Origin of the sequence: Serratia sp. CY47280, from assembly GCF_052168655.1 — a bacterium.
GTDB lineage: Bacteria > Pseudomonadota > Gammaproteobacteria > Enterobacterales > Enterobacteriaceae > Serratia > Serratia bockelmannii.
Map to the genome: position 1 here is coordinate 397,114 of NZ_JBJNMG010000002.1, position 25,763 is coordinate 422,876.

Annotated in this window: 22 protein-coding genes; 6 read left to right on the forward strand and 16 right to left on the reverse strand. The window is 61.4% G+C overall.

Annotated elements, in window-relative coordinates; translation table 11 throughout:
* The 4 genes from ACJ8J4_RS11330 to cecR are packed head-to-tail and all read right to left on the reverse strand — an operon-like array spanning position 1 to position 4,600.
* Positions 1-1,155: an ABC transporter permease gene (locus ACJ8J4_RS11330; protein ID WP_043136708.1), complete on the reverse strand. Its 1,155-nt coding sequence runs from the start codon at positions 1,153-1,155 to the stop codon at positions 1-3.
* Positions 1,152-2,888 (reverse strand): ATP-binding cassette domain-containing protein, encoded by a 1,737-nt coding sequence (locus tag ACJ8J4_RS11335; RefSeq protein ID WP_197835231.1) that lies wholly within the window; start codon positions 2,886-2,888, stop codon positions 1,152-1,154. Before ACJ8J4_RS11335 ends, ACJ8J4_RS11330 begins: the two co-directional genes overlap by 4 nt.
* Before the next feature lie 8 nt (positions 2,889-2,896).
* The gene (gene hlyD / locus ACJ8J4_RS11340) at positions 2,897-3,883 is read right to left on the reverse strand and encodes a secretion protein HlyD (protein WP_264383872.1); all 987 of its coding nucleotides are present in this window, start codon (positions 3,881-3,883) and stop codon (positions 2,897-2,899) included.
* Between the two features lie 18 nt (positions 3,884-3,901).
* The gene (cecR, locus tag ACJ8J4_RS11345; protein WP_043136718.1) at positions 3,902-4,600 is read right to left on the reverse strand and encodes a transcriptional regulator CecR; all 699 of its coding nucleotides are present in this window, start codon (positions 4,598-4,600) and stop codon (positions 3,902-3,904) included.
* A gap of 297 nt (positions 4,601-4,897) precedes the next feature.
* On the opposite strand from cecR, the gene rhlE reads away from it, so the two are divergent.
* The 3 genes from rhlE (at position 4,898) to dusC (ending at position 8,368) form a co-directional block, all read left to right on the forward strand.
* Positions 4,898-6,277: an ATP-dependent RNA helicase RhlE gene (gene rhlE / locus ACJ8J4_RS11350; RefSeq protein ID WP_025301932.1), complete on the forward strand. Its 1,380-nt coding sequence runs from the start codon at positions 4,898-4,900 to the stop codon at positions 6,275-6,277.
* A 114-nt stretch (positions 6,278-6,391) separates the two neighbouring features.
* Positions 6,392-7,351, forward strand: a complete 960-nt coding sequence (locus ACJ8J4_RS11355; RefSeq protein WP_043136722.1) for a D-2-hydroxyacid dehydrogenase family protein — start codon at positions 6,392-6,394, stop codon at positions 7,349-7,351.
* An 84-nt stretch (positions 7,352-7,435) separates the two neighbouring features.
* Positions 7,436-8,368 (forward strand): tRNA dihydrouridine(16) synthase DusC, encoded by a 933-nt coding sequence (gene dusC, locus ACJ8J4_RS11360; RefSeq protein ID WP_025301934.1) that lies wholly within the window; start codon positions 7,436-7,438, stop codon positions 8,366-8,368.
* Between the two features lie 41 nt (positions 8,369-8,409).
* On the opposite strand, the gene ACJ8J4_RS11365 is transcribed toward dusC, so the two are convergent.
* From ACJ8J4_RS11365 to ACJ8J4_RS11400, 8 genes are all read right to left on the reverse strand, one after another.
* Entirely contained in the window at positions 8,410-8,676 is a 267-nt protein-coding gene (locus ACJ8J4_RS11365) for a hypothetical protein (protein ID WP_004939738.1), read from the reverse strand.
* A gap of 247 nt (positions 8,677-8,923) precedes the next feature.
* A complete protein-coding gene (gene fbpC, locus ACJ8J4_RS11370) occupies positions 8,924-9,970 on the reverse strand; it encodes a ferric ABC transporter ATP-binding protein (protein WP_025301935.1) in 1,047 nt (348 codons plus the stop codon).
* Positions 9,971-9,981: 11 nt separating this feature from the next.
* Positions 9,982-12,060: an ABC transporter permease gene (locus tag ACJ8J4_RS11375; protein WP_197835232.1), complete on the reverse strand. Its 2,079-nt coding sequence runs from the start codon at positions 12,058-12,060 to the stop codon at positions 9,982-9,984.
* 67 nt (positions 12,061-12,127) lie between these two features.
* Positions 12,128-13,159 carry an ABC transporter substrate-binding protein gene (locus ACJ8J4_RS11380; protein ID WP_043136733.1) on the reverse strand — a complete coding sequence of 344 codons (1,032 nt, stop codon included), beginning with the start codon at positions 13,157-13,159 and terminating at the stop codon, positions 12,128-12,130.
* Positions 13,156-14,484 carry an MFS transporter family glucose-6-phosphate receptor UhpC gene (uhpC, locus tag ACJ8J4_RS11385; RefSeq protein WP_442516076.1) on the reverse strand — a complete coding sequence of 443 codons (1,329 nt, stop codon included), beginning with the start codon at positions 14,482-14,484 and terminating at the stop codon, positions 13,156-13,158. Before uhpC ends, ACJ8J4_RS11380 begins: the two co-directional genes overlap by 4 nt.
* Positions 14,485-14,544: 60 nt before the next feature.
* A complete protein-coding gene (locus tag ACJ8J4_RS11390) occupies positions 14,545-16,086 on the reverse strand; it encodes an MASE1 domain-containing sensor histidine kinase (RefSeq protein WP_060447605.1) in 1,542 nt (513 codons plus the stop codon).
* Positions 16,086-16,715 carry a response regulator transcription factor gene (locus ACJ8J4_RS11395; protein ID WP_049203928.1) on the reverse strand — a complete coding sequence of 210 codons (630 nt, stop codon included), beginning with the start codon at positions 16,713-16,715 and terminating at the stop codon, positions 16,086-16,088. The genes ACJ8J4_RS11390 and ACJ8J4_RS11395 overlap by 1 nt, the downstream gene beginning before the upstream one ends.
* A 122-nt stretch (positions 16,716-16,837) precedes the next feature.
* Complete coding sequence (locus ACJ8J4_RS11400; RefSeq protein WP_025301941.1) at positions 16,838-17,602, reverse strand: arylamine N-acetyltransferase family protein; 765 nt, start codon at positions 17,600-17,602, stop codon at positions 16,838-16,840.
* A 151-nt stretch (positions 17,603-17,753) separates the two neighbouring features.
* On the opposite strand from ACJ8J4_RS11400, the gene ACJ8J4_RS11405 reads away from it, so the two are divergent.
* On the forward strand, positions 17,754-18,506 hold the full coding sequence (locus ACJ8J4_RS11405; protein WP_197758565.1) for an SDR family NAD(P)-dependent oxidoreductase: 753 nt from the start codon (positions 17,754-17,756) through the stop codon (positions 18,504-18,506).
* Between the two features lie 32 nt (positions 18,507-18,538).
* On the opposite strand, the gene ACJ8J4_RS11410 is transcribed toward ACJ8J4_RS11405, so the two are convergent.
* Together ACJ8J4_RS11410 and ACJ8J4_RS11415 are read right to left on the reverse strand one after the other, a co-directional pair.
* Positions 18,539-20,359: a hypothetical protein gene (locus ACJ8J4_RS11410; RefSeq protein WP_049203821.1), complete on the reverse strand. Its 1,821-nt coding sequence runs from the start codon at positions 20,357-20,359 to the stop codon at positions 18,539-18,541.
* Between the two features lie 197 nt (positions 20,360-20,556).
* Positions 20,557-21,456, reverse strand: coding sequence for a LysR substrate-binding domain-containing protein (locus ACJ8J4_RS11415; RefSeq protein WP_197758569.1), 900 nt, complete (start codon positions 21,454-21,456; stop codon positions 20,557-20,559).
* 116 nt (positions 21,457-21,572) lie between these two features.
* Between ACJ8J4_RS11415 and ACJ8J4_RS11420 the strand changes: the two genes are divergently transcribed.
* Positions 21,573-22,352, forward strand: a complete 780-nt coding sequence (locus ACJ8J4_RS11420) for a HalD/BesD family halogenase (protein ID WP_025301944.1) — start codon at positions 21,573-21,575, stop codon at positions 22,350-22,352.
* A 37-nt stretch (positions 22,353-22,389) separates the two neighbouring features.
* Here ACJ8J4_RS11420 and ansP read toward each other — a convergent pair whose 3' ends face one another.
* Together ansP and ACJ8J4_RS11430 are read right to left on the reverse strand one after the other, a co-directional pair.
* Complete coding sequence (gene ansP, locus ACJ8J4_RS11425; protein WP_264383873.1) at positions 22,390-23,856, reverse strand: L-asparagine permease; 1,467 nt, start codon at positions 23,854-23,856, stop codon at positions 22,390-22,392.
* A 437-nt stretch (positions 23,857-24,293) separates the two neighbouring features.
* Complete coding sequence (locus ACJ8J4_RS11430; RefSeq protein WP_004939694.1) at positions 24,294-24,731, reverse strand: PACE efflux transporter; 438 nt, start codon at positions 24,729-24,731, stop codon at positions 24,294-24,296.
* 112 nt (positions 24,732-24,843) lie between these two features.
* On the opposite strand from ACJ8J4_RS11430, the gene ACJ8J4_RS11435 reads away from it, so the two are divergent.
* Complete coding sequence (locus ACJ8J4_RS11435; RefSeq protein WP_049295202.1) at positions 24,844-25,737, forward strand: LysR family transcriptional regulator; 894 nt, start codon at positions 24,844-24,846, stop codon at positions 25,735-25,737.
* Positions 25,738-25,763: the final 26 nt, after the last annotated feature.

Consider the following 25,763-nt stretch of genomic DNA (forward strand, 5'->3'; position numbering starts at 1 on the left):
TCAATCCAGCCGGCGCTGGGTTTTCCAGGCCGTCAGGCCGATGAACACCACGGCGGAAGCGATCAGGAACAGCAGATTGATCACCAGCACGGTGCCGACGTTACCCGCCAGGAACAGCGTTTGCAGCGTGCTGACGAAGTAGCGCGCCGGAATGATGTAGGTCACCGCGCGCACGATGGCCGGCATGCTGTCGATCTGGAAGATGAAGCCGGACAGCATGATCGACGGCAGGAAGGCGGCGTTCAGCGCCACCATCGCCGCATTGAACTGGTTGCGGGTGAGGGTGGAGATCAGCAGGCCCATGCCGAGGGTGCTGGCGAGGAACAGGCTGCTGATCAGCAGCAGGATCGGCAGCGAACCGCGATAGGGCACGCCGAGCACCCACACCGCCACCGCCATGCACAGCGCCATGGCGATCATGCCGAGGAAGTAATATGGGATCAGCTTGGAGAGCAGCAGCTCGCTGCGCGTCACCTGGGTGGACAGCAGGGCTTCCATGGTGCCGCGCTCCCATTCGCGGGCGATCACCAGCGAGGTGAGAATGGCGCCGATCACCGTCATGATGATGGTGATGGCGCCGGGGATGATGTAGTGCCGGCTGATGGCCGCCGGGTTGAACCAGTAGCGCATCTGCACGTCAATCAGCGGCTTGTCGCTGCTCCCTCGATCGGCGGCGCGCTGCTGCTGCCAAACTTGCCATACGCCCTGGGCATAGCCCTGCACGAAGTTGGCGGTGTTCGGCTCGCTGCCGTCGGTGATCACCTGGACAGGGGCGCTGTCGTGCGGGCGCGCCATGCGCTGGTCGAAATCCACCGGGATCACCACCAGGCCGCGGATCGTGCCGGCCTGCATCTGCTGGATCAGCTGTTGGCGGTTGTCGCTGATGGTCGGTTCGATATAGGGCGAGCCGGCAAACGCCTGGGCCAGATCGCGCGCGTCTTCGCTCTGTTGCTCCATCAGAATGCCCAGATGCAGCTTGCTGGAGTCCAGGTTGATGCCGTAGCCGAAGATGAACAGCAGCATCAGCGGGATAACGAAGGCGATCAGGCCGCTGCTGGGATCGCGCAGTATCTGCCGCGTTTCCTTCAGGCACAGCGCGCGCAGTCGGCGCCAGGAGAAGCCGCCGTCGTCGATGGGGGTACGGTTATCGCTCACCGTGATTCCTCCTCGTCGTAGCCCTGAACCAGCTCGATAAACGCCTGCTCCATCGAGGGGTTGGGATTGTCGTCGCGCGCCACCTGCTGTTTGAGATCGTCCGGCGTGCCGGCGGCGATGATCTTGCCGCGATACACCAGGCCGATGCGGTCGCAGTACTCCGCTTCGTCCATAAAGTGGGTGGTCACCATCACCGTGACGCCCTTGTCGACCATGCCGTTGATGTGCAACCAGAACTCGCGCCGCGTCAGCGGATCGACGCCGGAAGTCGGTTCGTCGAGGAACAGAATATCCGGTTCGTGCATCAGCGCGCAGGCCAGCGCCAGGCGCTGCTTGAAGCCGAGCGGCAGCGCGTCCGGCGTTTGATCGAGGATCGGCGCGAAGTTGAAGGCGTGGGACATCTCGTCGATTTTTTTGCGCTGCGCCTTGCCGCTCAGGCCGTAGACGCCGGAGAAGAACTTCAGGTTCTGCGCCACCGTCAGGTTGCCGTACAGCGAGAACTTTTGCGCCATGTAACCGAGGCGTTGGCGCGCTTTGCCGGAACTGGTTTTCAGATCCATGCCCAACACCAGCGCCTTGCCGCCGGATGGCACCAGCAGACCGCACATCATTTTGAAGGTGGTGGACTTGCCGGCGCCGTTCGGGCCGAGCAGCCCGAAGATTTCGCCGCGCCGCACCTGAAAATCGACGTGATCGGTGGCGGCGAAATCGCCGAATTTCTTGGTCAGCTGCACCGCTTCGATCACCGTTTCACCGCTTTCTCCGTCAACGGTCGGCATGATCTCCGCCAGCGCCGAGCGATGGTTGGGGCCGCCGCCGAGCAGATCGATAAACGCATCCTCGAAGCGCGGATCCGCTTCGTCCAGTTCGGCGTCCGGCAGATCCAGCACCTGCAGCAGCTGCCGATGATCTTCGCCTTCTTTCAGGATCAGGCGCAGGTACTTGCCCTGGATCACGCCGTCGGTGACCGCCGGCAGGCAGATCGCCCGCTGCAGCAACGATCGATGGCTGCCGGGGGGCGCGGCGATCAACACCGTGCGCCCGGCCATACGGCGGGTCAGCGCCTGCGGCGCGCCGCTGAACAGCAGCTCGCCCTCGTTGAGCAGCAGCACTTCGCGGCACTGCTCGGCCTCATCGAGGTAAGAGGTGCTCCACAAGATCAACATGCCGTCGTTGGCCAGCTCGTGCACCATGCGCCACAGCTCGCGGCGCGAGATCGGATCGACGCCGACGCCCGGTTCATCCAGCAACAGCACCTGAGGTTCGCCCACCAGCGTGCAGGCCAGGCCGAGTTTCTGCTTCATGCCGCCGGACAGCTTGCCCGCCAGGCGCTCGGTGAAGCGGGTCAGATCGGTGAATTTCAGCAGCCGTTCGAAGGTCTGGCGGCGAAGATCGCCGGTGACGCCGCGCAGATCGGCGTACAGAGTCAGGTTCTCCATCACCGTCAGATCCTCATACAGCCCGAACTTCTGCGGCATGTAGCCGAGGATCGCGTGCAGTTGACGATCCTGGGCGATCGGATCCAGCCCGGCGACCCGCAGCTTGCCGTTGCTGGGCTGCAGCAGCCCAGCCAGCATGCGCAGCAGGGTGGTTTTGCCGGCGCCGTCCGGGCCGACCAGCCCGATGACCGCACCGCTGCGCAGGGTGGTGGTCAGGCTGGCGACCGCCGGTTTCTCAAGCGACGGGAAGCGCTTTTCCAGCCCTTCCAGCTCAATGGTGTGCGCCTGTTCCATGGCCGGCCTCAGGGTTTGGCGAAGCGCAGGGTGACCGGCATGCCCTGACGCAGCGCATCGTCGGCGTCGGTGACGATCACCCGCAGGCGGTATACCAGATCGGTGCGCAGATCCGGCGTTTCAACGCTTTTCGGCGTGAATTCCGCGGTCGGCGAGACGAAACCGATCTTGCCGTGGTAAGGCTTGCCGGGGCGGCCGTCGGTGTAGATCTCCAGTTCGGTGCCGGGTACCGCTTGGTTCAGGCTGGTCTCGTTGACGTAGGCGCGCACCCACACCGGCCGGGTCAGCGACAGGGTGAATACCGTGCCGCCGGCGCCGAGCATGGTGCCCGGCTCCACCGCGCGGGTCAGCACCGTGCCGGCGGAAGGGGAGACCAGCGTGGCGTCTTGCAGGTTCAACTGCGCCTGCGCCAGCGCCGCTTCGCTTTGCGCCACGTCGGCCTTGGCCTGTTCAATCTCTTGCGGGCGGTTGCCACTGCGGTATTGCGACAGCTTGTCCTTCGCCGCCTGCAGGTTGGCCTGCGCCTGATTGCGGGCGGTGCGTGCATCCTCCAGTGCGTCGGCTGAGGTGGCGTTTTTCGCCCACAGCCCCTGCTGGCGTTTCAGGAAGCTGTCGGCATAGGTGAAGGCGGACTGGCGCTGCGCCATTTCTGACTGCACCTGGGCTATCTCTTCGCTGCGGTAGCCGGCCTGCAGCAGCGACAGTTTGGCGCGCGCGCTGCCGACGTTGGCTTCGGCCTGCTGCAGCGCGTTGCGGTAGGGGGCATCGTCCAGATTGCCAAGCAGCTGGCCTGGCTGAACGGTATCGCCTTCATCCACCGTCAGCGACGCCAGGCGCCCGTCGACGCGAAAGCCGAGGTTGACCGTGCGAATATCGACGTTGCCGTACAGCGTCAGCGGCCGATCCTGCTGCTGTTGGTAATGCCAAACCCCGTATGCGACGGCCGCGATCAGCAGAATTAACAACACGATCAAGGCACTGCGTTTTTTGTTCATAACACTCCCTGCCTGAATTTACGCGCCATGACGTTGGCGCAGCCCAGTAACCAGAATCTCAATATGTTCGCTCAGTACCGCCGCGATTTGCGCCGCTTCGCCCTCGCCAATGTCTTGCCAACCTGCCTGACGGCGGATAGTTTCGCGCGCCACGCGGAACGACAGCACCTCGCCGATCAGCGCATGGGTATGCAATACGAGGCGGGGGGCGTGTTCGTCGATGCCGGTGGCGGCCGACAGCAGGCGGCACAGCCGCTCGTGCATCGGCGCGATCACCTGGCTGTGGATCAGCGGATAGGCCTCGGTCGGGGCGAGCTGTTCGCGCGACATGATTTTGCTCAGGTTCAGCGTGTGCGGTTGGGTCATCAGCTCGCTGAAGGCCAGCAGGCCACGTTGCAACAAGCGCAGCGCCGCGTCAGGTGACCGTTGTGCGGCTGGTTCTTGCCGGAAGCGATCGACTTCCGCGACCAGCGGGGCGAACGCCTGCTGAATGAAATCGGCGAGCGACTGCGCCACGGCCAGGTACAGCCCCTCTTTGGAGCTGAAGTAGTAGGTGATGGCGGCGATGTTCTGGCCGGCGCGCTGGGCGATATCGCGCGTGGTGGCGCCTTGCAGGCCATATTCACCGAACAGTTCGGTCGCCGCGGCGAGCAGTTGCCGGCGCGTTTGCTCGCCGCGCGCCCGGCCGGCGGCCTGATGAGGGACGGAAGCTGGCATAGGTCACGCTCGAAGTTAATCAATCATATGATTAACTTTATGCCAGATTGTCTAAAACGCAACCGCTAACCACAATGAGTTATGTGATCGGCTTCAGACAATGCTGAATTTACGGCAGATTGTGCTCTAGGTGCGTAAAAGTGCTTTTTATTGCGCGACTTCTGTTACAATCGGCGCCTGGTGCACTGCAGTTTGTGCCAATCCCTCGTGGTCATGCTTAATGCCCCGTCTGATCATCCTCCCAGGAAACTGCACCGAACACCGTTAGGTTAGGGGGGATCTGGAGTTTTTCTCTTTATGTCATTTGAAACCCTCGGCTTAAGTGCTGAAATTGTGCGCGCTGTTGAAGAACAGGGCTATCGCGAACCGACGCCAATTCAGCGTCAGGCTATCCCTGTCGTGCTGGAAGGTCGTGACCTGATGGCCAGCGCCCAGACCGGCACCGGTAAAACCGCCGGTTTTACCCTGCCGCTGTTGCAGCTGCTGAGCAAGCATGACCATCCGGTCAAAGGCCGTCGCCCGGTGCGCGCGCTGATCCTGACGCCAACCCGTGAGCTGGCGGCGCAGATCGGCGAAAACGTCGAGGCCTACAGCAAACACCTGCGCCTGCGTTCGCTGGTGGTGTTTGGCGGCGTGAGCATCAACCCGCAGATGATGAAGCTGCGCGGCGGCGTCGATATCCTGGTGGCGACGCCGGGCCGTCTGCTGGATCTGGAACATCAGAACGCGGTTGACCTGTCCAAAATCGAAATTCTGGTGCTGGACGAAGCGGACCGCATGCTGGACATGGGCTTTATCCACGACATCCGTCGCGTGCTGGCCAAGCTGCCGGCCAAGCGCCAGAACCTGCTGTTCTCCGCAACCTTCTCCGACGACATCAAGGCGCTGGCCAACAAACTGCTGCATAACCCGGCCTCGGTGGAAGTGGCGCGCCGCAATACCGCGTCCGAGCAGATCGAGCAGAGCGTGCACTTCGTCGACAAGAAGCGTAAGCGGGAACTGCTGTCGCAGATGATCGGCGAAGGCGACTGGAAACAGGTGCTGGTCTTTACCCGCACCAAGCACGGCGCCAACCACCTGGCGGAACAGCTGAACAAAGACGGCATCACCGCTGCGGCGATCCACGGCAACAAGAGCCAGGGCGCCCGTACCCGTGCGCTGGCCGATTTCAAAGATGGCCGCATCCGCGTGCTGGTGGCAACCGATATCGCGGCGCGCGGTCTGGATATCGACCAGCTGCCGCACGTGGTGAACTATGAGCTGCCTAACGTGCCGGAAGACTATGTGCACCGTATCGGCCGTACCGGCCGCGCGGAACGCACCGGTGAAGCTATCTCGCTGGTGTGCGTGGATGAACACAAGCTGCTGCGCGACATCGAGCGTCTGCTGAAGCGTGAAATTCCGCGCATTGCGCTGCCGGGCTACGAGCCGGATCCGACCATCAAGGCCGAGCCGATCATCAACGGCCGCCAGGGCGGCGGACGCGGCGCGCCGCGCGGCAACGGCGGTGGCCAGCGTTCCGGTAACGGCGGCGGTCAGCGCAGCGGTAACGCGAACGGCGGCCAGCGTGAAAACCGTGGCAACGGTAACGGTAACGCTCGCCCGCAGGGGGACGGTCAACGCCGTTCCGGCGCGCCGGCCTCGCGTCGTCCACGTAGTCGCAAGCCGGCCGAATAAGCCTGATTGCTCAAAGAGTAAGCCGCCGATACGGGCGGCTTTTTTTTTGCCTGGCGGAACGGCATTTTCGTACTAGGCTGGACGGTGGCTAACCCTACATTCCAGGAGACGGAGATGAAATTGAAGTGCGCAATTCTCGATGATTACCAGCAGGTGGCGCTCAAGATGGCGGACTGGTCGGCGCTGGCCGATCGGGTGGAGGTGTCCGCCATCAGCGCGCACTTTACCGATGAGACGGAGCTGGCGGTGCATCTGCAGGAGTGCGACATTCTGGTCATCATGCGCGAACGCACGCCGATGACTGCCTCGCTGCTGGCGCGGCTACCGAAGCTGAAGCTGCTGATCACCTCCGGCATGCGCAACGCGTCTATCGATTTGGCCGCCGCCGCCGAGCGCGGCGTGGTGGTATGCGGCACCAGCAGCGGATCGGCGGCGCCGATGGAGCTGACCTGGGCGCTGCTGCTCGGGTTGGCGAAGCATATCGTGCCGGAAAGCGTCGGGCTGCAAAACAACGGTCCGTGGCAACGGGATCTCGGCGTCACCCTGCAGGGCAAGACGCTGGGGCTGCTGGGGTTGGGCAAGATCGGCGGCCAAATGGCCAAGGTGGCACAGGCGTTCGGCATGCGGGTGCTGGCCTGGAGCCAGAACCTGACGGCGGAACGGGCGGCGCAGGAGGGCGCTTTGCTGGCGCCGTCCAAGCGGGCGCTGTTTGAGCAGAGCGATTTTGTCTCCATTCACCTGGTGCTGAGCGATCGCAGCCGCGGGTTGGTGGGGCGCGACGAATTGATGGCGATGAAGCCCACTGCTTACCTGATCAACACCTCGCGCGCGGGGATCGTCGATCGGGTGGCGCTGGTGGACGTGCTGCAACAGCGGAAGATTGCCGGCGCCGGGCTGGACGTGTTCGAGACGGAACCGCTGCCGGCCGACGATGCATTCCGTCAATTGCCCAACGTGCTGGCGACGCCGCATGTGGGTTACGTGGCGGACGACAACTATCGCGCCTACTTCACCGAGGCGGTCGAGGACATAGCGGCGTTCCTCGCGGGTCAACCGATTCGCCGGCTAGGCTGACGGCATTTTTAATGCCCGCAGAGGCTTGTCTGGCGCGGGCATTCACCCGTATCATTGCGGGTCTTTTTTTAGCTGGGATTGGTCATGCGCGTATTATTGGCTCCGATGGAGGGCGTTCTCGACTCTTTGGTGCGTGAGTTGCTCACCGAAGTGAACGACTACGATCTGTGCATCACCGAATTTTTGCGCGTGGTCGATCAGCTGCTGCCGGCCAAGTCGTTCTACCGGCTGTGCCCGGAGCTGCGTCACGCCAGCCGCACGCCGTCGGGCACGCAGGTGCGGGTACAGCTGCTGGGGCAGTACCCACAGTGGCTGGCGGAGAACGCCGCGCGTGCGGTAGAGCTGGGCTCTTACGGCGTCGATCTCAACTGCGGCTGCCCGTCCAAGCTGGTGAACGGCAGCGGCGGCGGGGCGACGCTGCTCAAAGATCCGGAATTGATCTACCAGGGCGCCAAGGCGATGCGCGCGGCGGTGCCGGCCCATCTGCCGGTCACGGTGAAGGTGCGTCTGGGCTGGGATTCCTCCAGCCGCAGCTTTGAAATCGCCGATGCGGTGCAGCAGGCGGGCGCCAGCGAACTGACGGTGCACGGCCGCACCAAAGAGGACGGTTACAAGGCGGATCGCATCAACTGGGCGGCGATCGGTGAGATCCGTCAGCGGCTGAGCATCCCGGTTGTCGCCAACGGCGAGATCTGGGATTACCAGAGCGCGCAGGATTGCCTGCAGGCGACCGGCTGCGACGCCATCATGCTGGGGCGCGGCGCGCTCAACGTGCCGAACCTGAGCCGGGTGGTGAAGTATAACGAACCGCGTATGCCCTGGCCGCAGGTGGTTGAGCTGCTGCAAAAATACGTCCATCTGGAAAAGCAGGGCGACACCGGTCTGTATCACGTGGCGCGCATCAAACAGTGGCTGGGCTATTTGCGTAAAGAATATGACGAAGCTACCGAACTGTTCAGCGAAATACGCGCGCTGACGACGTCAGGGGATATTGCGCGTGTCATCTGCCGCAGCTAAAAATAAACCCGCGCTCGGCGGGTTTATTTAAATATGTATTATCAGGCGGCTTTATCAAGACGATTTAATTCTATCTCGATATCCTGAATGGTTTTTTCCAGCCCTTCCAGGCAGGCGCCCTGTTTATTCAACAGGTCGTTAATGGCTTCGGCGAACGCCTTATTTTTGCATTCCCCCTGATCGAAGGCCAGCCAGTGTGCGGAGAGCGTCTCGGTATTCGCCTGCGCATAGTGGCGCATTTCCTTCAGCTGAGAAGCGACGTTGCGTAAATTATCCAGCTGCGCCTGTGCGTTTGCATTGTTGCTCATGAATTTCTCCTTGAGTTGGCCGTTAAATAATTTCGACTGCGGGATTAAGCTTACCCTATCCAAATAAAAATATCACCCTCGGTGGCCTTATTGGTTATTTTTTAATGAATGCGAATTTATTTATTTCTCGGCTGAACAAGGAGTTGGGCGGAATTGTAAAAATAGATAAATACGGTTTTTTTTGGCAATTATTTCCGGTCATTCCATACGGAATGACCGTTATTCTAACGCTTAAGGGTGATGCTTATTATGCCGCGTCCGCCAGCATAAACATGCCGTAGGGATGAATTTCCAGATAATAGTGCTCGCCGACGTTCGGCTGCAGGCGGGTGGCGTTAACCTGCAGCAAAATCTGCTGCCCGTGCCATGCCACCGTCACCTCATACTGCGGCCCCATGTAGGCGACATGTTGGATCACGCAGCGCTGGCTTTCATCGCCATGCTCACTCAACGTGATCGCCTCCGGTCGCACGCCCACCGTGCCGGTGCCCTGGGCGGCAAAATGCGCAGGACGTGGCAGGCGATAGCCGCTGATATCGACATGATCGGCGCTGAAGTTGGCCGGGAACAGGTTAGCGTCCCCCATAAAGCTCGCCATAAAGCGCGACGCCGGCTGCCGATAGAGATCCTGCGGCGAGCCCATCTGCATGATATGGCCCTTGTTCATCACCAGCACGGTGTCGGAGACCGCGAAAGCCTCGCTCTGATCGTGGGTAACGTACAGCGAAGTGATATCAAACTGCTTTTGCAGCTCGCGGATCTTTTCGCGCATGCTGCGGCGCAGGTTGGCGTCGAGATTGCTCAACGGCTCGTCGAACAGCAGCACTTTCGGCTTGAGGATCAGCGCGCGCGCCAGCGCCACGCGCTGCTGTTGACCGCCGGAGATCTGATCGACATAGCGATCGTCGAACCCCGCCAGATCCACCATCGCCAGCGCTTCCTGCACGCGCGCTTTCACTTCGGCGCGCGGAATGCCGAGCATCTTCAGCCCATAGCCGACGTTCTCCCCCAGCGACATATGCGGGAACAGGGCATAAGACTGAAACACCATGCAGATGTCACGCTGCTGGATGGAACGATGGGTAACGTCTTCACCATCAATGAATATCTGCCCGTCGCTCGGTTTCTCCAGCCCGGCCACCAGGCGCAAAATGGTGGTCTTGCCGCAGCCGGAAGGGCCGAGCAGCGTCACCATTTGCCCCCGTGGGATGGTGAGCGTGATGTTATCGATTACCGTGTTGCTGCCGAACCGTTTGGAGACGTTACGCAGTTCAACGAAATTTTTCTGGCTCATCATGGGCTCCATTACGCCTGGTTTTTGGCTTTTGAACGGGAGATGCGTGCCTCGCCGATCAGCCAGTCAAAGAGGAAAATAATCGCCAGCATCACCACGATCAGAATTGAACCGTAGGCGATCGCCACGCCGTATTCGCCGTCTTCCACGCGGTTGAGGATGTAGGCGGTGGCCACGCGGGTATCGGGGGTGACCAGGAAGACGATGGCGCTGACGGTAGTGATGGCGCGCACGAAGCTGTAGATCAGCGCCGACAGGATCGCCGGGCGCAGCAGCGGCAGCAGGATGTGCGTGATGGTGCGCAGCGAGCCGGCGCGCAGGCTGAGCGAGGCTTCGTCCAGCGATTTGTCTATCTGGCCCAGCCCGGCGATCCCGGCGCGAATGCCTACCGGCACGTTGCGCATCACCATCGAGATAATCACGATGGCGGCCGTCCCGGTGAGGTACACCGGCGCGCTGTTGAAGGCGAGAATGTAAGAGACGCCCGCCACGGTGCCCGGCACCGCAAAGCACAGCATGGTGGTGAACTCGATGGTCTTTTTGCCCTTGAACTGCTGGCGCACCACGATCCAGGCGATCAGCAGACCGAACGCGGCGGTGATCGGCGCGGCGATCCCGGCGTATAGCAGCGTGTCGAGCAGCGAAGGCCACGCGCCGTCGCTCATGCCCTGGCCGAACAGCTTGATGAAGTTATCCAGCGTCAGCGTGTAGTCCACTCCCCAGTTGACGGTGAAGCTGCCGTAGAAAATGCTGCCGTAAAGCAGGGCATTAAAGGCTACCCACACCGCCAGCAACGCGATCACGCCCCACACCAGCGTGACCGGCAGCGGCTGTACGTCGCCGCGGTAGGATTTGCCGGACACGGTGACGTAGGAACGCTTGCCGATCCACAGGTACTGGATGCAGAACACCAGCAGCGAGAACAGCAGCAGGAAGGCGCCGAGGGTGCTGGCGGCCTGATAGTCGAGCTGCGAGCCGGTGATGTAGAAATAAATTTGCGTCGCCAGCACGTCGAAGTTGCCGCCGAGCACCAGCGGGTTGCTGAAGTCGGCCAGCGATTGCACCACCACGATCAGAAACGCGTTGGCCAGCGCCGGTTTCAGCAGCGGTACGAACACGCCGTTAAAGGTTTGCCAACGGCTGGCGCGCAGGGTGTAGGAGGCCTCTTCCAGCGAAGGATGAATGGTCTTGATCGCGCCGTCGAGGATCATGAACGCCATCGGCGTGAATGCCAGCACCTGCGCCAGCCAGATGCCGGTAAAACCGTACAGCCAGTTGGTGTTGGTCAGGCCGAACCAGGCCACCATCCACTCGGTGACGTAGCCGGAACGCCCCATCATCAGCGTGACGCCCAGGCCGACGACGAACGGCGGCGTGACGATGGGCAGGATGGAGAAGATGCGGCCGATAATGGCGCTGCGCTTGGCGATGCGGGTGGTGTAAATCGCCAGCACCAGGCCGAAGAAGGTGCAGCCGGCGCCCACCGCGATCGACAGGACGATGGAGTTGAGGATCACCTGAACGATATGCGCCTGCGACAGCACGTTCATAAACGCCAGCGGCGCGAATGCACCCGTCTGGTCGGTGAACATCGGAATGAAAATCGCGATGCTCGGCCAGACGATGAAGACGCCGATCAGCGCTACGATGGTGACCAGCGCACCGATAACGAAACGGTCGCCGCCCAGCCAGTCGAGGCGGGTCAGCGCTAGCGTCATGATGGCGCCCAGCGCGGTCAATTGCACCAGGGTGGCGTAGCCTAAGCCGCGTCCCGCCACCGTGGCGCTGACGACGATAAAGGCCATGCACAGCAGCGCCCAGCCGGCATCGAACGCGTGGCGGCGCCGCTGCTCACGGCCCGCCGCAGCGTAAGGACGCAGCAGCAGCAGGCTCGGTAGCAGGCACCAAAGCCAGCTGATATTGCGGTGTGACCAGCCGTAGGCCGCGAGGATTTCATCGCTGGTGGATTCCAGCAGGCCGTAATCCAGGCTCCAGCTCGGCAGCAGGGCGAACGCCAGCCAGCCAAGCAAAACCCAAAGGAATATCGCATCTCGTTTTTTCACGAGATGGAGTGCATGTGTATGTGACATAAGTTTCCCGGATGTTCAGGCCGGGTAAGGCGTGAAGCTTACCCGGCAACAGGCGCAGAATGTGGGTTTATTTACCCATCTTGACTTCGCTGACCCATTTATTGATCAGCGCCTTGCGGACCTCGGTCGAGCCGTACTTGTCCATGTCGTAGTTGATCAGTTTCAGATCGTCGAGCTTCAGCGAGTTCGGCGAGGTATCGGCGGTGGTGTTGGTCAGGATCTGATAGGATTTGCCTTTCTTCCACGCCAGCTCCTGCGCCTCTTTCGACAGCACCCAGTCCACGAACAGTTTGGCGTTATCGAGGTTGCGCGCGCCTTTGAGGATGCTGACGCCGCCGATTTCGTAGCCGGTGCCTTCACACGGCGAGATCAGCTCAAGCGGCGCGCCCTGTTCTTTTTCGAGCGAGTAGTCATGCAGGAAACCGATGCCGATCGCCGTTTCACCGCGGGCGGCGTTGCGCGCCGGGGCAATGCCGGACTTGGTGTACTGCGAAACGTTGGCGTTCAGCTGCTTGAGGTAATCGAACGCCTGATCGTCTCCCCACAGTTGGGCAAAGGTCGCCAGCGCGGTGTAGGCGGTGCCGGAACTTTGCGGATCGGCGATTTGAATCTCGCCTTTGTATTCCGGTTTGGTCAGGTCTTTCCAGCACTTGGGCACCGGCAGGTTTTTCTCTTTCAGGCGCTGGGTATTGACGCCAAAGCCGAGAATGCCGACGTAGACCGCCGAGGAGTAGTTGCCTTTCAGCTTGGCTGGATCGCGGAATTGCGTCATGACTTGTTCGAGATTGGGCGATTTGTACGGTTGCAGCAGCCCCATTTCACCGGCCTGGGATTGCGGATCGAGCGTGCCGCCGTACCAGACGTCCGCCTGCGGGTTCTTCTTCTCGGCGTCCACTTTTGCCAGCGTGCTGCCGGAACCGTTGCGGATAAACGCGGTTTTCACGTCATATTTCTCGCCGAAGGCTTTGGTTTCCGCTTCGCACATTTCATTGGTGGCGCTGCAGTAAACCACCAGGCGGCCCTTGGCGTGCGCGGCGCCGCTCAGCGTGGCCAGTGCGATGCCGGATGCTATCAGGGTAGTGACCCACGTTTTTTTCATTGTTTTATCCTTCTCTCGGTAGAGGTGGTAACGCTCGCCATCAGCAGCGGCATCAGCAATAAACCCATAAGAACGGCAGCGATCGACAGCCAACTGAACATGCCTGACCAGCCATAGCCTTCGATAACCCGCGACAGCGGCCAGCCCGCCAGCGCCGCCCCCAGATAGGCGAACAGGCCGAGAAAGCCGGTGATGGAGCCCGCGGCGCCTTTGTGCCCGCATTCCACGGCGGCGAGGCCAATCAGCATCTGTGGGCCGAAGACAAAGAAGCCCACCGCGAAAAAACAGCCCGCCAGCAGCGCGTAGTGATGCACCGGCGCCAGCCACAGCGCGGCGACGGAAACCATCAGCCCGAGCGTGAACAGCAAAATCATCGGCGCGCGCTGCCCGCCGAACAGCACATCCGAACCCCAGCCGGCGAACAGCGCACCGAGCAGGCCGCCTATCTCGAACAGCATCACCGTCGCATTGGCGCTGAGCAGGTTGACGCCGTGGCTTTCCGTCAGCCACAGGTTGCCCCAGTCGTTCAACGCGATGCGGATCAGGTAGACCAGCACGTAAGAGACGCCGAGCAGCCAGATCATCGGGTTCTTCAGCATCGTGGTGCGCAACATCTGCCACAGCCCCATCGGCGGGCTTTGCTGTTCCTGGCGCAGCTCCAGCGGATCGTGGCGCCACTGGCCGACCGACGGCAGGCCTTCTTCCTGCGGCGTGCCTGTCAGCTGCCGCGTGAGCCAGATGCCCAGCACCATGCTGACGGCCCCCGGGATCAACATCGCCGCCTGCCAGCCCCAGCGCTGGGCGGCGAAGGCGCTGATCAACGGCACGATCGCGCCGCCGAGGTTGATCGACATATTCCAGCAGCCCCACCAGAAGCCACGCTCATTGCGCGAATACCAGTGGGTCAGCAGCCGCGCGCAGGGCGGCCAGCCCCAGCCCTGAAAGAAGCCGTTCAGCGCCCAGACCGCCAGCAGCAGCGTCAGCGATTCGCCGAAGGCGAACGCCACGTTCAGCAAACCGGTGGCGAACAGGCCGATCCCCATAAACCCGCGCTGCCCATGGCCGTCGTGCCACAACCCGGCGGCGAATTTCGACAGGCCGTAGCTCAGATAAAACAGCGAGCCGAGCAGGCCAATGTCCCCTTTATCCAGCCCCAAATCCGTTTGCAGCGCCGGCAGCACGTAATTCACGCTTTTGCGCGTCAGGTAAAAGGCGGCGTACCCGATGACCATATACAGCAGCAGTCGCGGGCGCAGCGCGCGGTAACGATGATCGATTTCAGATGCCGAGCGTGCTTGCATAGCCGCCTCCCTGGTGCTGACTATAAGAAGGTGAAAGGGAAAGGGGATGAGAGAAAGTCCGGAGTGGCTAAGACTTTTTCCTAGTTAGTCGGCGGTTTGTTGCAAATTTGTGGGCAGGTTAACAATTACCCGGGTGCCGCGCTGCGTTTCCAGCGTCAGTTCGCCGCCGAGTGCGCTGACCCGTTCGCGCATCCCCTGAATGCCGAAGCCAGGCTCCTTGTCCGCACGGATGCCGATGCCGTTGTCCCGCACCTCGAGGTGCAAAAGCTCACCCTGTTGATACAAGACGATGGCGACTTCGCTGGCTTCGGCGTGTTTGCACACGTTGTTGAGCAGCTCTTGCAGCAGCCGGTAGAGGGTGAAGCGCACCGTCTCGCCGGCGGGCGTGTCGATGAGTCGGTAGTCGAAATGGCAACGGATGCCCCGTTCGCTAAAGGCGAATTCATTCAGCAGGTGGTGAAGCGCGTCTTTGAACGCCAGCTCGTCCAGCGCGGGCGGGCGAAGCTGGCGCAGCAGCTGGCGCGTGGAGTGATGAATGCGCCGGGCGAGATCGGCTATCTGGTTCGCGGCGGCCTGGGTTTGCGCCGGATCGCGCGCCCGCTTGACCAGCTGCGACTGGATTTGAATCGCGGTGATGTTCTGGCCGATTTCATCGTGCAGCTCGCGCGCCAGGTTTTTTCGCGTGTCTTCTTCGGTGTGGATCAGTTTTTCGGTCAGCGCCCGCCGCGCCGCCAGCTCTTCTTCCAGGCGTCGGCGATAATGGTGCAGGTTTTGCGCCAGGTGTTGCTGGCGGCTGATGGCGATGCCCAGGCCGATGCCGAGCAGCGCCTGCGTCGCCAGAAAGATTTCCAGCTCGACCAGATTGCCGAACCCTACGCCGACCTGCCGGGCGAGGGTGATCATCATGCTGCCGAGCAGGCCGGACAACACGCCGCCCTGCCAACCGAACTTCCACGCCATCACCACGTTCGGCAAAAACACCACGATCAGCAGCAGGCGCTCGATTTCCGGCGATAGCACCATCTGCGTACCGATGCCGATAACGAAAAACAGGCTGCACCAGATGATTAAGGAGGCGCGCAGCGGCGGATTGGTGGTGTCCAGCCCCAGCAGGTGGTAACGGTGCTGTTGGCGCAGAAATTCAAAGATCAGGTAGACGAACGGGGTCAGCAAAACGCCGCCGGTAAACGACGCCAGGCCGAGCAACATCGCCGGGCTGTGCGCGAAAGGCGACAGCAGGGCGGTATTGAGCAGCGAGGCGGCGGTCACGGTAGCCAGCAGCAGCGTCAGCCGCTGCCAGTAGAGCGGAAAACGGCGCCAGAATCGCTGCGCGAGCGCGGCCGGGAGCAGGGTGATGAACGGCGCGGCCAGCAGGCCGTAGCCGCTCAGCAGGCGTTCGCCGTGCAGCCAGAACAGCAGCAGCACCGGCGGTATTATCAGAGCGGGCCAATAGCGGCGCGCCAGCAAGATCAGCAGCGCGAGATAGACGCCGTGAGACAGAAACAGCGCTGCCTGATTGCCGTTGTGGGTCAGATAGAAGCCGAGCGTCCACAGCATCAGCCAGCCACTGCCCCAGGCCAACAGGATAAACAGCGAGATAACCCAGCGCCGTGAGCGGAGTGACATCAATGCCCCGCCAGCAGCTGATGTTCGAGGGCGAAATGCACCAGCTCAATGGTGCTGTTGCACTGCAGCTTGCCCAGGACGTTGGCGCGATGTACGTGTACCGTTTTATGGCTGAGATCGAGCTTGAAAGCGATCTCCTTTACGCTGTCACCTCTGACCAGCAGATCGAATATTTCACGCTCGCGCGGGGTCAGCACTTCCAGCGCCGTGGCCGGCTGCTCGCCGCCGCGCAGCGCCCGCAGCGCGTCGGCGCACAGGTAATGGCCGCCCATCTCGACGGAGCGCACCGCCTGCACCAGTTCTTCCGGCCCGCAGCGTTTGGTCAGATAGCCGCTGGCGCCGGCGTCCAGCGCACTCTGCACGAAGGTGGGGGAGTCATAGATGCTGAGGATGATTGCGCGGAACTGCGGCTTCTGCGCCCGCAGGCGTTTCAACAGGCTCAGGCCGTTTTCATCCGGCATGGCGATGTCCATCACCGCGACGCTGACGTCGTCGCGCAGCAATGCCGGCCAGGCCGCCGCCGCGCTGCTGTATTGCCCCACCACGTCGATATCGTCCTCGAGGCTGAGCAATTGCGCAAAGCCGGAGCGCACCACCACATGGTCATCCACCAGTATCACACGGATCATTTTCGCACTCTGTTGCCGAATCATGACCCTATGATGCCTGCCGCCGCGGTGCTGGCAATCAGCCAAGCGCGGTTATGCAATCGATGTAACAGAATCGTAATAAAAGGGCGCCACCGGCGTCGTCAACGATCCAAATCGATGGCGAAATGCTGCCACAGCGCGGCGCGGCGTTCCTCTTCCGAATGCAGCGTCGTTTCGTGGCGCTGGTGATCTTCGGTCACGATCAGCTTCATGTCGCTGAGGGTCACCCGGCCGTGCTCCGTCGGCCGTGAGCACACCAGGCGTTGGGTGAAATGCGACTGCGGCGAAGTGCTGTGGAAGTGGCACATCTCGTCGAACTCAGGCAATTCACGCGGCTGAACGGTAAAGCGATACAGGGTTTTGGCATGCGAGCGTTGGTCGCCGTTGCGGCGCTCCAGCAGGTAATACTCGCCTTCCCGCTCCAGGTGGAAAGTGCCGCTGGCCTGCGGTTGCGGCTCGGCAACGACGATTTTGAGCGGCGTCAGGAAGGAATCGCCGAAACCGACGTCCACCAGCCAGGCCTGACCCGCCAGATCCACCCGCAGCGCCAGATGGTCGTAGGGCGGGCCGAAATGGCCGTCGCGCGCGCGGATCTCGCCGGAGATGAAGCTCACCTTGAAACCGATCTCCCGCAGCAGCAGGGCAAACAGCGTGTTCAGCTCATAACAGAAACCGCCGCGGTTACGCTCGACCACCTTGCTGAACAGCGCCTCCGGCGTCAGCTGAATACCCTGATGATAAATAATGCTCAGGTTCTCGAACGGGACGCTCAGCATGTGGCGATGGTGCAGCTGTTGCAACGTGGGGAGGTCAGGGCGGGCGGTGCCGGTAAAGCCGATATGCTGCAGGTAGCGTTGGGTATCCACAGGGAGTCTCGCATGAGAAAAAGTAGGCATAAAATAGCGGGCTTTGCGGCATTTGTGAGCGCATTACGTGCTGCGCTGTCGCTGCTGCCGCAAACTGTCACTTGCCGGCGCTAGCCTGTTCCCCTGAGTTCAACGTTGCAGGAGAACGGCTATGCAAGATTTCAAACATCGGGTGGCGCTGGTGACCGGCGCGTCCACCGGCATTGGCGAAGCGATCGCCGGCGAGCTGTTTCGGCGCGGCGCCACGGTGGTGATGACCGGCCGCCACGCAGCGCCTCTCACCGCCGCCGCCGCGCGGCTCGATCCCGACGGCCGGCGGGTGATGACGTTGCGGATGGACGTGCGCGATGCGCAGTCGGTGCAGCAGGGTATGGAAGAGACCGTGCGGCGCTGCGGCGCGCTGCATCTACTGGTCAACAACGCCGGGATCACCGGCCCGCACGAGGTGGATATCGATCGGTACGCGGTCGAAGATTGGCACGAGGTGATCGCCACCTGCCTGAGCGGCACGTTTTTCGGCATGAAGTACGGCCTGCCGGCGATCGTCGCCGGCGGCGGCGGGGCGGTGGTGAACCTCTCTTCCGCCAACGGCGTGGTGGGCATCGCCGGGATCGCACCTTATACCGCCGCCAAGCATGGCGTGCTGGGCCTGACGCGCTCGGCGGCGCTGGAATTCGCCACGCACGGCGTGCGCGTTAATGCCGTCGGGCCGGGCTATGTGGATACGCCAGCGATGGGGAAACTGCCAGCGTCGGCGCGGGCGCAGATGGCCGCTTCGCACCCGATGGGGAGGATGGCGACGCGGGAAGAGGTGGCGAAAACGGTGGCTTTTCTGCTTTCGGACGACAGCAGTTTCACCACCGGCGCGTTTTACAGCATCGACGGCGGTTATACCGCGCGTTAATGGCAAACAGGCCCCTGACGGGGCCCGTTCGGTTACCAGGATTTACGCGGGTTGCGGGAGACGATGTCGATCTTTTGACACAACAGTTGGGTGATGTCCACCGAGGTGGGCTGAGCGGCGCTGCCGACAAAGTTTTTCAGCACGATGGCGATGCGGGCATAATTGACATAGCCCTCAGGCAACGGCAAATATTCCGACGAGTTAAGCGCAGTGATGCGATCCGAGGTCATCGTTGCCGAAGCGGCCGGCGTTACCGTGCCGGTGCGCCCCCACTGGCAAGCTTTTTCAAGTAGGGTAGTGACGCCGGCATCGCCATTCAGGACATACTTGCCTTGGTAAGTGCCGATGGTGACATCAAGGCTGCTCTGGCCTTTCAGGTTTGCCAGCGTGGCGCGCCACAGTACCAGATCGTTTTTCGCGATTGGGAAGTAGATCTCGACGCGTTTGTCCGTTGTCGTCGCCGTTTTGGTGGTGGCGGTCAGCACGCCGTTTTGCAGCGTCACCGCCAGATCGGCGGTCTCCGTTTGCGAGAGGCGTGCGCCGCCGAAGGCATAGACGTTATTCAATGCCAGCGCGCCGCTCTCTTTCCAGCTCGGCTCCGGCAGATGGTTGACGCCATCGCCCAGATAGAGCAGGCGCCACATGTTGATGTAGCCGGGCGCGACGATCTTTTTCATCTCAATATGGTTGTTGGACCAGCCTTTTTTAATGTCGGCGTTCACCAGATCGAAACCGTCGATATAACATTTTCCGCTCAGATCGCTGGACTTATCGAAGAAGAAATACTCGACGTATTGGTAGGGCACGTTGCTGCCGGCATCGGTGTTGTTGGTCATCACGCTGTGCCATTGGCTGTCTTTGATTTTTACCGTACCGCCGTTGTTGCTGGTAAAGACCGGCCGGTAGTTGCGGCAATTGGCGTTGCCCCATTCGAAGTGGCAATTTTTGAAGTCCAGCGTGCCGCCCTTAAGATCGAACAAACCATAGTCGGTATTGGCCAACTGTTCGGTTTCATTGCTAAAGCCGCTGTAGTCGAATGAACAATCGCGGAAGGCCAAGGCATGCACCCCCTGATAATAGTTTCTGCTGTCGCCGAACAGGCATTTGTAGAAGACGATTTTTTCGCCGGCGTTAGCGGTGGTTTCAGACCAGATCGGCCAGAAGCAGCCGCGCACCATGATGCTATGCCAGCTCTGAATATAGGCGTTATTGCCAAAGACGATGCCTTTATACAGGTTGGTCAGCCAGACGTTTTGCACCAGCAGTTGGCAGGCCGGCAGGCCGTGCATGTTTGAGGCATCGCTGTAGACGCACAGGCCGCGCAGGTTGGCCGCCGCGCCAGGGGCACCCACGATGCGCAGGTTATAAATCGCCGGCGCTCCCAGCGAATATTGCACGCGTACGCACTCGATGTTGGTGGCGCCGCTGAAGTCCAGAATGGTGCCCTTAAAATCGACGGCGTTTTTCCACAGCTTCAGGTTCGCGGTGGTTTTACAAGAGCGAACGCCGCCGGGGCCAACCAGAGTAATCCCCGCCGGGGTCGTTGGGATAGGCAACTGCCACCACTCTTCGCCTTTGACCTGCAAGAAGTTGCACGCGCGGGTAATGGTCAGCGAGTAATCCAGTTCATCGCCCGGCAGGTGCCACCAATCGATGCTGTAATCGCCGTCATTGATGATGCGCTTCCAGCGGCGGTTTTGCGCGTCGACGAGCAGGGTGACGCCGTTGTCCTGGCTGGTGGTATCCGTATCGTCTCGGGTAAATACGCCGTGATGGTAGCGGTTTTCGAGCATCACCGCGGTTTCGCTACCGGCATAGCTGCGCAGGTTGGCGTAATCATTTAATGAAATCATGGAATAGCCCTCGTTTTGGACAATAAGAGGCCGATGCAATATGGCGATTGCAGGGGCGGCGGCATAGGGAAATGACATTGTGGCCGAAGGGCGAATCGGTTCGCGATCCCGGTCGGCAGAGATAAATTAACAGGCTGAGGTGAGAGGCTTAAGCGTTCAGGGTTGTGCCTGACGCCAGCAAACATCGCCGCCGGGGTTCAGGTTTGGTCTGTAGATACGAGGGTTTGCAACCAGGCCAGAAACGCCGCTGCGCCGGGTTTTTCCAGCGTGCGCGGCGGGTAAACTACGTAGTAGGGTTTGCTGAGCCGCAGCGCCGGTTCGGCCAGGGTGACCAGCTGGCCTTCCGCCAGTTCACGGGCGATCAGCCGCCGCTGGCCGAGCAGCACCCCGCGCCCTTGCACGGCGGCGTCGATGGCCAGCGAGGTCAGGTTATAGGTTAGCCCGCGCCGCGGCGGCGGCGGCCGATCGGCGGCGGTGAACCACTCGTGCCAGCCCGGCAAAAACTGGCTCTCCTTGCCCCAGTCGACGTGGATCAGCGGCAGCTGCGTCCAGTCGCCGCACTCGCGCAGCGCCGGGCTGCACACCGGCTGCACCCAATCCTGAAACAGCTGCACCTTTTCCAGCAGCGGGTAATCCTGAGCGCCGAAGCACAGGGCGAAATCCGCCGCCGAATGGGCGAAATCGACCGCCGCATGGGTGGCGTGCAGCCGCAAATCGCCGTCGGGGCACTGCGCCAGCCAGTCGCCCAGCGCCGGATTCAGCCATTTAGACGCCAGCGCCGGCAGGGCGAACACCGTCAGCGCCTGTTTGCCGCGCTGGCGTTCGACGTGCTGCTGCGCCACGCGCAGCGTTTCGAACGCCTCCTGCACGTAGGCCAGGTAGTCCGCGCCCTGTTCGGTCAGCGTGACGCCGCTTTTGGCGCGAATGAACAGCGTGATGCCCAGATGCTGTTCGAGCTGGCGGATTTGCTGGCTGACGGCGGCGGCGGTCAGCGCCAGCACATCCGCCGCACGGGCCAGGCTGCCGGTGCGAGCGGCGGTTTCGAACGCCAGAATGGCGCTCAGCTTGGGCAGGCGAGCACGGGACGGTGGCGGCATGGGCAGGACTATCGCTAAGAATTCGTTAGCTTATCCATAACGTATTTTTGTTATGGCGGCAATGCGCCATTCGCTACAGTGAGAAGCATCCGGCTATCGCACACGAGGGGAACGTCATGCCGCAACTTGCCGATATTATCGATCTGTCCGCCCATCCCATCGACGACGCCGCATTCCGCGCCCGTTGCAGGCAAACGCTGGCGCGCGCCGGCGCGCTGGTGCTGCCGGGATTTCTGCGCCCCGCCGCGCTGGCGACGGTAAGGCTGGAAGGTGCCGAACAGCACCACGCGGCGTTTTACGCCAGCAGCAAACACAACGTGTATCTACGGCCGCAGGACGACGCGCTGCCGGCCGACCATGCGCGCAACCGGCTGGTGGTGTCATCCAAGGGCTGCATTACCGACGAGGATATCCCATCGCAGTCGCCGCTGCGTGCGCTGTACGATGCTCCGGCGTTTCGCGAGTTTCTCTGCGCGGTGTTGGATGAGGCGCAGCTGTATCCCTACGCCGATCGGCTGTCGTCGATCAACCTGCATTACGCCCACACCGGTCAGGAACTGGGCTGGCATTTTGACAACTCCTCATTCGCCATCACGCTGCTGATCCAGAAACCGCAGGGGGGCGGCCGTTTCGAATACGTGGAGAACCTGCGCGACGCCGACCGCGGCGAGATGAACTATGCCGGGGTCACGCAGGTGCTGGACGGTGAGCGGGCGGTCAAACAGCTGGCGATGGAGGAGGGGGATTTAGTGCTGTTTCGCGGGCGCAACGCCATGCACCGGGTGACGCCGACCGAAGGCGACACCACGCGCATGCTGGTGGTGCTGGCCTACAATGCGCAGCCGGATGTCATGCTGTCGGAAAGCGCCAGAATGACGTTTTACGGCCGGTTATAGCGGATAAAAAAACCGCCCCGGAGGGCGGTTTGTCGATTCAGTGCGGGTTCTGCTCTTCGTGAGCCTGCTGCTCCCGCTTCACTTCCTGCGCGCGCTTGCGCAGGCCGAACCAGCCCAGCATCAGCAGCACCGCCAGCACCGGAATGGTGGCGATGGTCCAGGTGCCGTTCGGATAATCGAACGCCATCATCACCACGACGACCAGCAGGAACGCCAGCGTCAGCCAGGAGGTGAACGGCGCGCCCGGCATTCTGAACGATACCGGCTGCGCACGGCCTTCGCGCACGGCTTTGCGCAGGCGCATCTGGCAAACGATGATAAACGCCCAGGAGGCGATGATGCCCAGCGAAGCGATATTTAGCACGATCTCGAAAACCCGCGACGGCACCAGGTAGTTGAGCACCACGCCGATCACGTAGATGCCGCAGGTAACCAGGATGCCGGCGTAAGGCACCTGCTGGCTGCTCATTTTAGCCATCAGCTTCGGCGCGGAGCCGCCCATCGCCAGTGAACGTAGGATGCGGCCGGTGGAATAGAGGCCGGAGTTGAGGCTGGACAGCGCGGCGGTCAACACCACGATGTTCATGATGGTGCCGATGTAAGGCACGCCCAGCTTGCTGAAGAAGGTCACGAACGGGCTTTGGCCGGCCTGATAGGCGTTCCACGGCAGCAGCAGCACCAGCAGCACCACGGAGCCGACGTAGAACAGACCGATACGCCAGATCACGCTGTTGATCGCTTTGGGCATCATTTTAGCCGGATCTTTACACTCGCCGGCGGCGGTGCCGATAAGCTCGATGCCGGCGAAGGCGAAGATCACCCCTTGCACCAGCACCAGCGCCGGCAGCAGGCCGTGCGGGAACATGCCGCCGTTTTCGGTGATCAGGTGCATGCCGGTGGTGTGGCCGGCGACCGGGGTGCCGGTGCCGAGGAAGACGACGCCGACAATCAGGAACAGCGCGATAGCGACGACCTTGATCAGCGCGAACCAGAACTCCATCTCGGCGAACCACTTCACGCCGATCATGTTCATGGTGGCGACGATGCCGAGCGCGCCGAGGGCAAACAGCCACTGCGGCACGTCGGCAAAGGTGCCCCAGTAGTGCATATATAGCGCCACCGCGGTGATGTCGACGATGCCGGTCATCGCCCAGTTGAGGAAATACATCCAGCCGGCGACGTAAGAGGCTTTCTCACCGAGAAACTCGCGGGCGTAAGAAACGAAGCTGCCGCTGGAAGGGCGATGCAGCACCAGTTCGCCCAGCGCGCGCAGGATGAAGAAAGAGAAAATCCCGCACACCAGGTAGACCAGCGCCAGCGCCGGCCCGGCCAACTCGAGACGGCCGCCGGTACCGAGGAACAAGCCGGTACCGATGGAGCCACCGATGGCGATCATTTGGATTTGCCGGTTGCCCATGCTTTTGTGATAACCGGATTCATGAGAGTCTAGCCAGCGTCTTCTGGCGGCGTGTTTGTCATCCGCCGACTTTTTTTGTGAGTGCATTATCCGTCCTGTTTACCTGTCTATGATGAACTCCGCTCTGAGCTGCAGAGCAAACGATTGCCATTAACAATCGTAATGAGAATGAGGTCGTGGCATCATTCCGCTGTTTATTGTGTATACAGCCGCCATTAAATAACGGCGTGGCATGCTACCGTTTCCCGATAAATGTGGCAAAAAAACCTGCGTACAAAGTGTGAACAATGGTGTGTATTTTTTAAACTGAAAACAAAAGCGCATATTATTCAGTAAGATGAGTCTCATTATCAACACGGAAATATCGAACGATAAAAGTGATTGAAATCACAGAATAATAATTACCGTGCAAATTAAAGGGATTTGGAGGTTATTTCGCGTGAGGGGGGAAAGCGGGCGGAAAATAAAACGATGGCGCCTGCGCGGCAATGAGCGTGCGCAGGCGAATCGGACGAGGGGGAGGCTTAGGCGGATTCACCGGCCGGCAGAGCCGAAGCCGGCAGGCCGAACAGCTTGTCGAACGCCCAGTTAAACAGGAAGGTGTAGCAAGGAATGATGACGATCAGCGCCATATCCAGCAGCAGCGCCTGCCACAGCGTGATGCCCATCCACCAGGCGATCAGCGGGATCAGATACACCACCAGCGTCAGCTGAAAGCCGACGGCGTGCAAAATGCGGCGTTTGAGCGTGCGGGTGCGCGACACCTGGCGGCTTTCCCACCACTCGAATAAATAGTTGTAAATAAAGTTCCAGCTTACCGCGATGGTGGTGATCACCACCGCCAGCGGCCCGGTGCTGCTTGGCGCATGGCCCGACAGCAGCGCCAGCCCCAGCGCCGAGATCGCCATGCCGATGATTTCATAAGCGGTGACATACACCAGTTTGCGTTTGACGCCTTGCATCGTTTTCTCCCGATCTGTTTTTAGTTGCCTCTGTGGCGACGGCGGCTAAGATAACGTCAATCACATTGATAGAAAAAGTCAGGAGCTGTCAGTTTTTCTGACAGGTTGAGCGATGAATTTTTCCAGCGACAACATCGAACTGTTTTTGGCGGTGCTCGACCGCGGCTCATTTTCCGCCGCCGCCCGCGCGTTGCGGCGCGTACCGTCTGCGGTCAGCATGGGCATCGCCAACATGGAGGCGGAGCTCGGTTTCGCCTTGTTCGACCGTTCTCACCGCGAACCGACGCCGACCGCGCTGGCGCTGGCCCTGGCGCCGCACGCCCGCCTGATCGCCGGGCAGCTCAAGCAGCTGCAGGTGCACGCCATCGAGCTATCCCAGGGGCTGGAGAGCCGGCTTTCGATCGGCGTGGCGTCGGATATTAACGGCGCCGGCCTGCTGGCGGCGGTGAAAACGCTGTCGCAGCGTTATCCGCTGCTGAACATTGAAGTGCTCAGCGCGCCGCAGGACGACGTGCTGCACATGCTGCATCAGGAGCGCATCGGCGTTTGTCTGGCGTTCGGCGGGCTGAACGTCAACAGCGCGGAACAGTTTCACTTCGTCGGCGCGGAATCGCTGGTGGCGATGCTGTCGCCGCAGCATCCGGCGCTGGACGGCGCGGCGGGTGAGCTGTTTCTCGAAGATCTGGTCAACGTGCGGCAGATCATGGTGGCCAGCCGCGATCTGCCGATCGGCGATCTGCGCCCGCAGGTGGCGGAGGCGTATTGGCGCACCGACAGCCTACCGATGGCGCTGAACATGGTGGAGGCGGGGCTGGGGTGGGGCAATTTCCCGCTGTCGCTGGCCGAGCCGCTGCTGGCGCAGGGGCGGCTGGTGCGGCTGAAATTCAAAAATACCAAGAACGAGCTGCGCTTGCCGATGCATTTGATCTGGCTGAAGAACCGCCCGCTGGACAAGGCGGCGCGCGAGCTGGTCGAGCTGATGCGCGCGGCGCCGCAGGGATCTTGATGCATCGCCATTGCTTTTGTTTTCAC

Coding starts and splice junctions, on each gene's coding strand:
- ACJ8J4_RS11335 (WP_197835231.1), bottom strand. CDS start 2,888: ATGGAACAGGCGCACACCATTGAGCTGGAAGGGCTGGAAAAGCGCTTC.
- hlyD (WP_264383872.1), bottom strand. CDS start 3,883: ATGAACAAAAAACGCAGTGCCTTGATCGTGTTGTTAATTCTGCTGATC.
- cecR (WP_043136718.1), bottom strand. CDS start 4,600: ATGCCAGCTTCCGTCCCTCATCAGGCCGCCGGCCGGGCGCGCGGCGAG.
- rhlE (WP_025301932.1), top strand. CDS start 4,898: ATGTCATTTGAAACCCTCGGCTTAAGTGCTGAAATTGTGCGCGCTGTT.
- ACJ8J4_RS11355 (WP_043136722.1), top strand. CDS start 6,392: ATGAAATTGAAGTGCGCAATTCTCGATGATTACCAGCAGGTGGCGCTC.
- dusC (WP_025301934.1), top strand. CDS start 7,436: ATGCGCGTATTATTGGCTCCGATGGAGGGCGTTCTCGACTCTTTGGTG.
- ACJ8J4_RS11365 (WP_004939738.1), bottom strand. CDS start 8,676: ATGAGCAACAATGCAAACGCACAGGCGCAGCTGGATAATTTACGCAAC.
- fbpC (WP_025301935.1), bottom strand. CDS start 9,970: ATGAGCCAGAAAAATTTCGTTGAACTGCGTAACGTCTCCAAACGGTTC.
- ACJ8J4_RS11375 (WP_197835232.1), bottom strand. CDS start 12,060: ATGTCACATACACATGCACTCCATCTCGTGAAAAAACGAGATGCGATA.
- ACJ8J4_RS11380 (WP_043136733.1), bottom strand. CDS start 13,159: ATGAAAAAAACGTGGGTCACTACCCTGATAGCATCCGGCATCGCACTG.
- ACJ8J4_RS11390 (WP_060447605.1), bottom strand. CDS start 16,086: ATGTCACTCCGCTCACGGCGCTGGGTTATCTCGCTGTTTATCCTGTTG.
- ACJ8J4_RS11395 (WP_049203928.1), bottom strand. CDS start 16,715: ATGATCCGTGTGATACTGGTGGATGACCATGTGGTGGTGCGCTCCGGC.
- ACJ8J4_RS11405 (WP_197758565.1), top strand. CDS start 17,754: ATGCAAGATTTCAAACATCGGGTGGCGCTGGTGACCGGCGCGTCCACC.
- ACJ8J4_RS11410 (WP_049203821.1), bottom strand. CDS start 20,359: ATGATTTCATTAAATGATTACGCCAACCTGCGCAGCTATGCCGGTAGC.
- ACJ8J4_RS11415 (WP_197758569.1), bottom strand. CDS start 21,456: ATGCCGCCACCGTCCCGTGCTCGCCTGCCCAAGCTGAGCGCCATTCTG.
- ACJ8J4_RS11420 (WP_025301944.1), top strand. CDS start 21,573: ATGCCGCAACTTGCCGATATTATCGATCTGTCCGCCCATCCCATCGAC.
- ansP (WP_264383873.1), bottom strand. CDS start 23,856: ATGCACTCACAAAAAAAGTCGGCGGATGACAAACACGCCGCCAGAAGA.
- ACJ8J4_RS11430 (WP_004939694.1), bottom strand. CDS start 24,731: ATGCAAGGCGTCAAACGCAAACTGGTGTATGTCACCGCTTATGAAATC.
- ACJ8J4_RS11435 (WP_049295202.1), top strand. CDS start 24,844: ATGAATTTTTCCAGCGACAACATCGAACTGTTTTTGGCGGTGCTCGAC.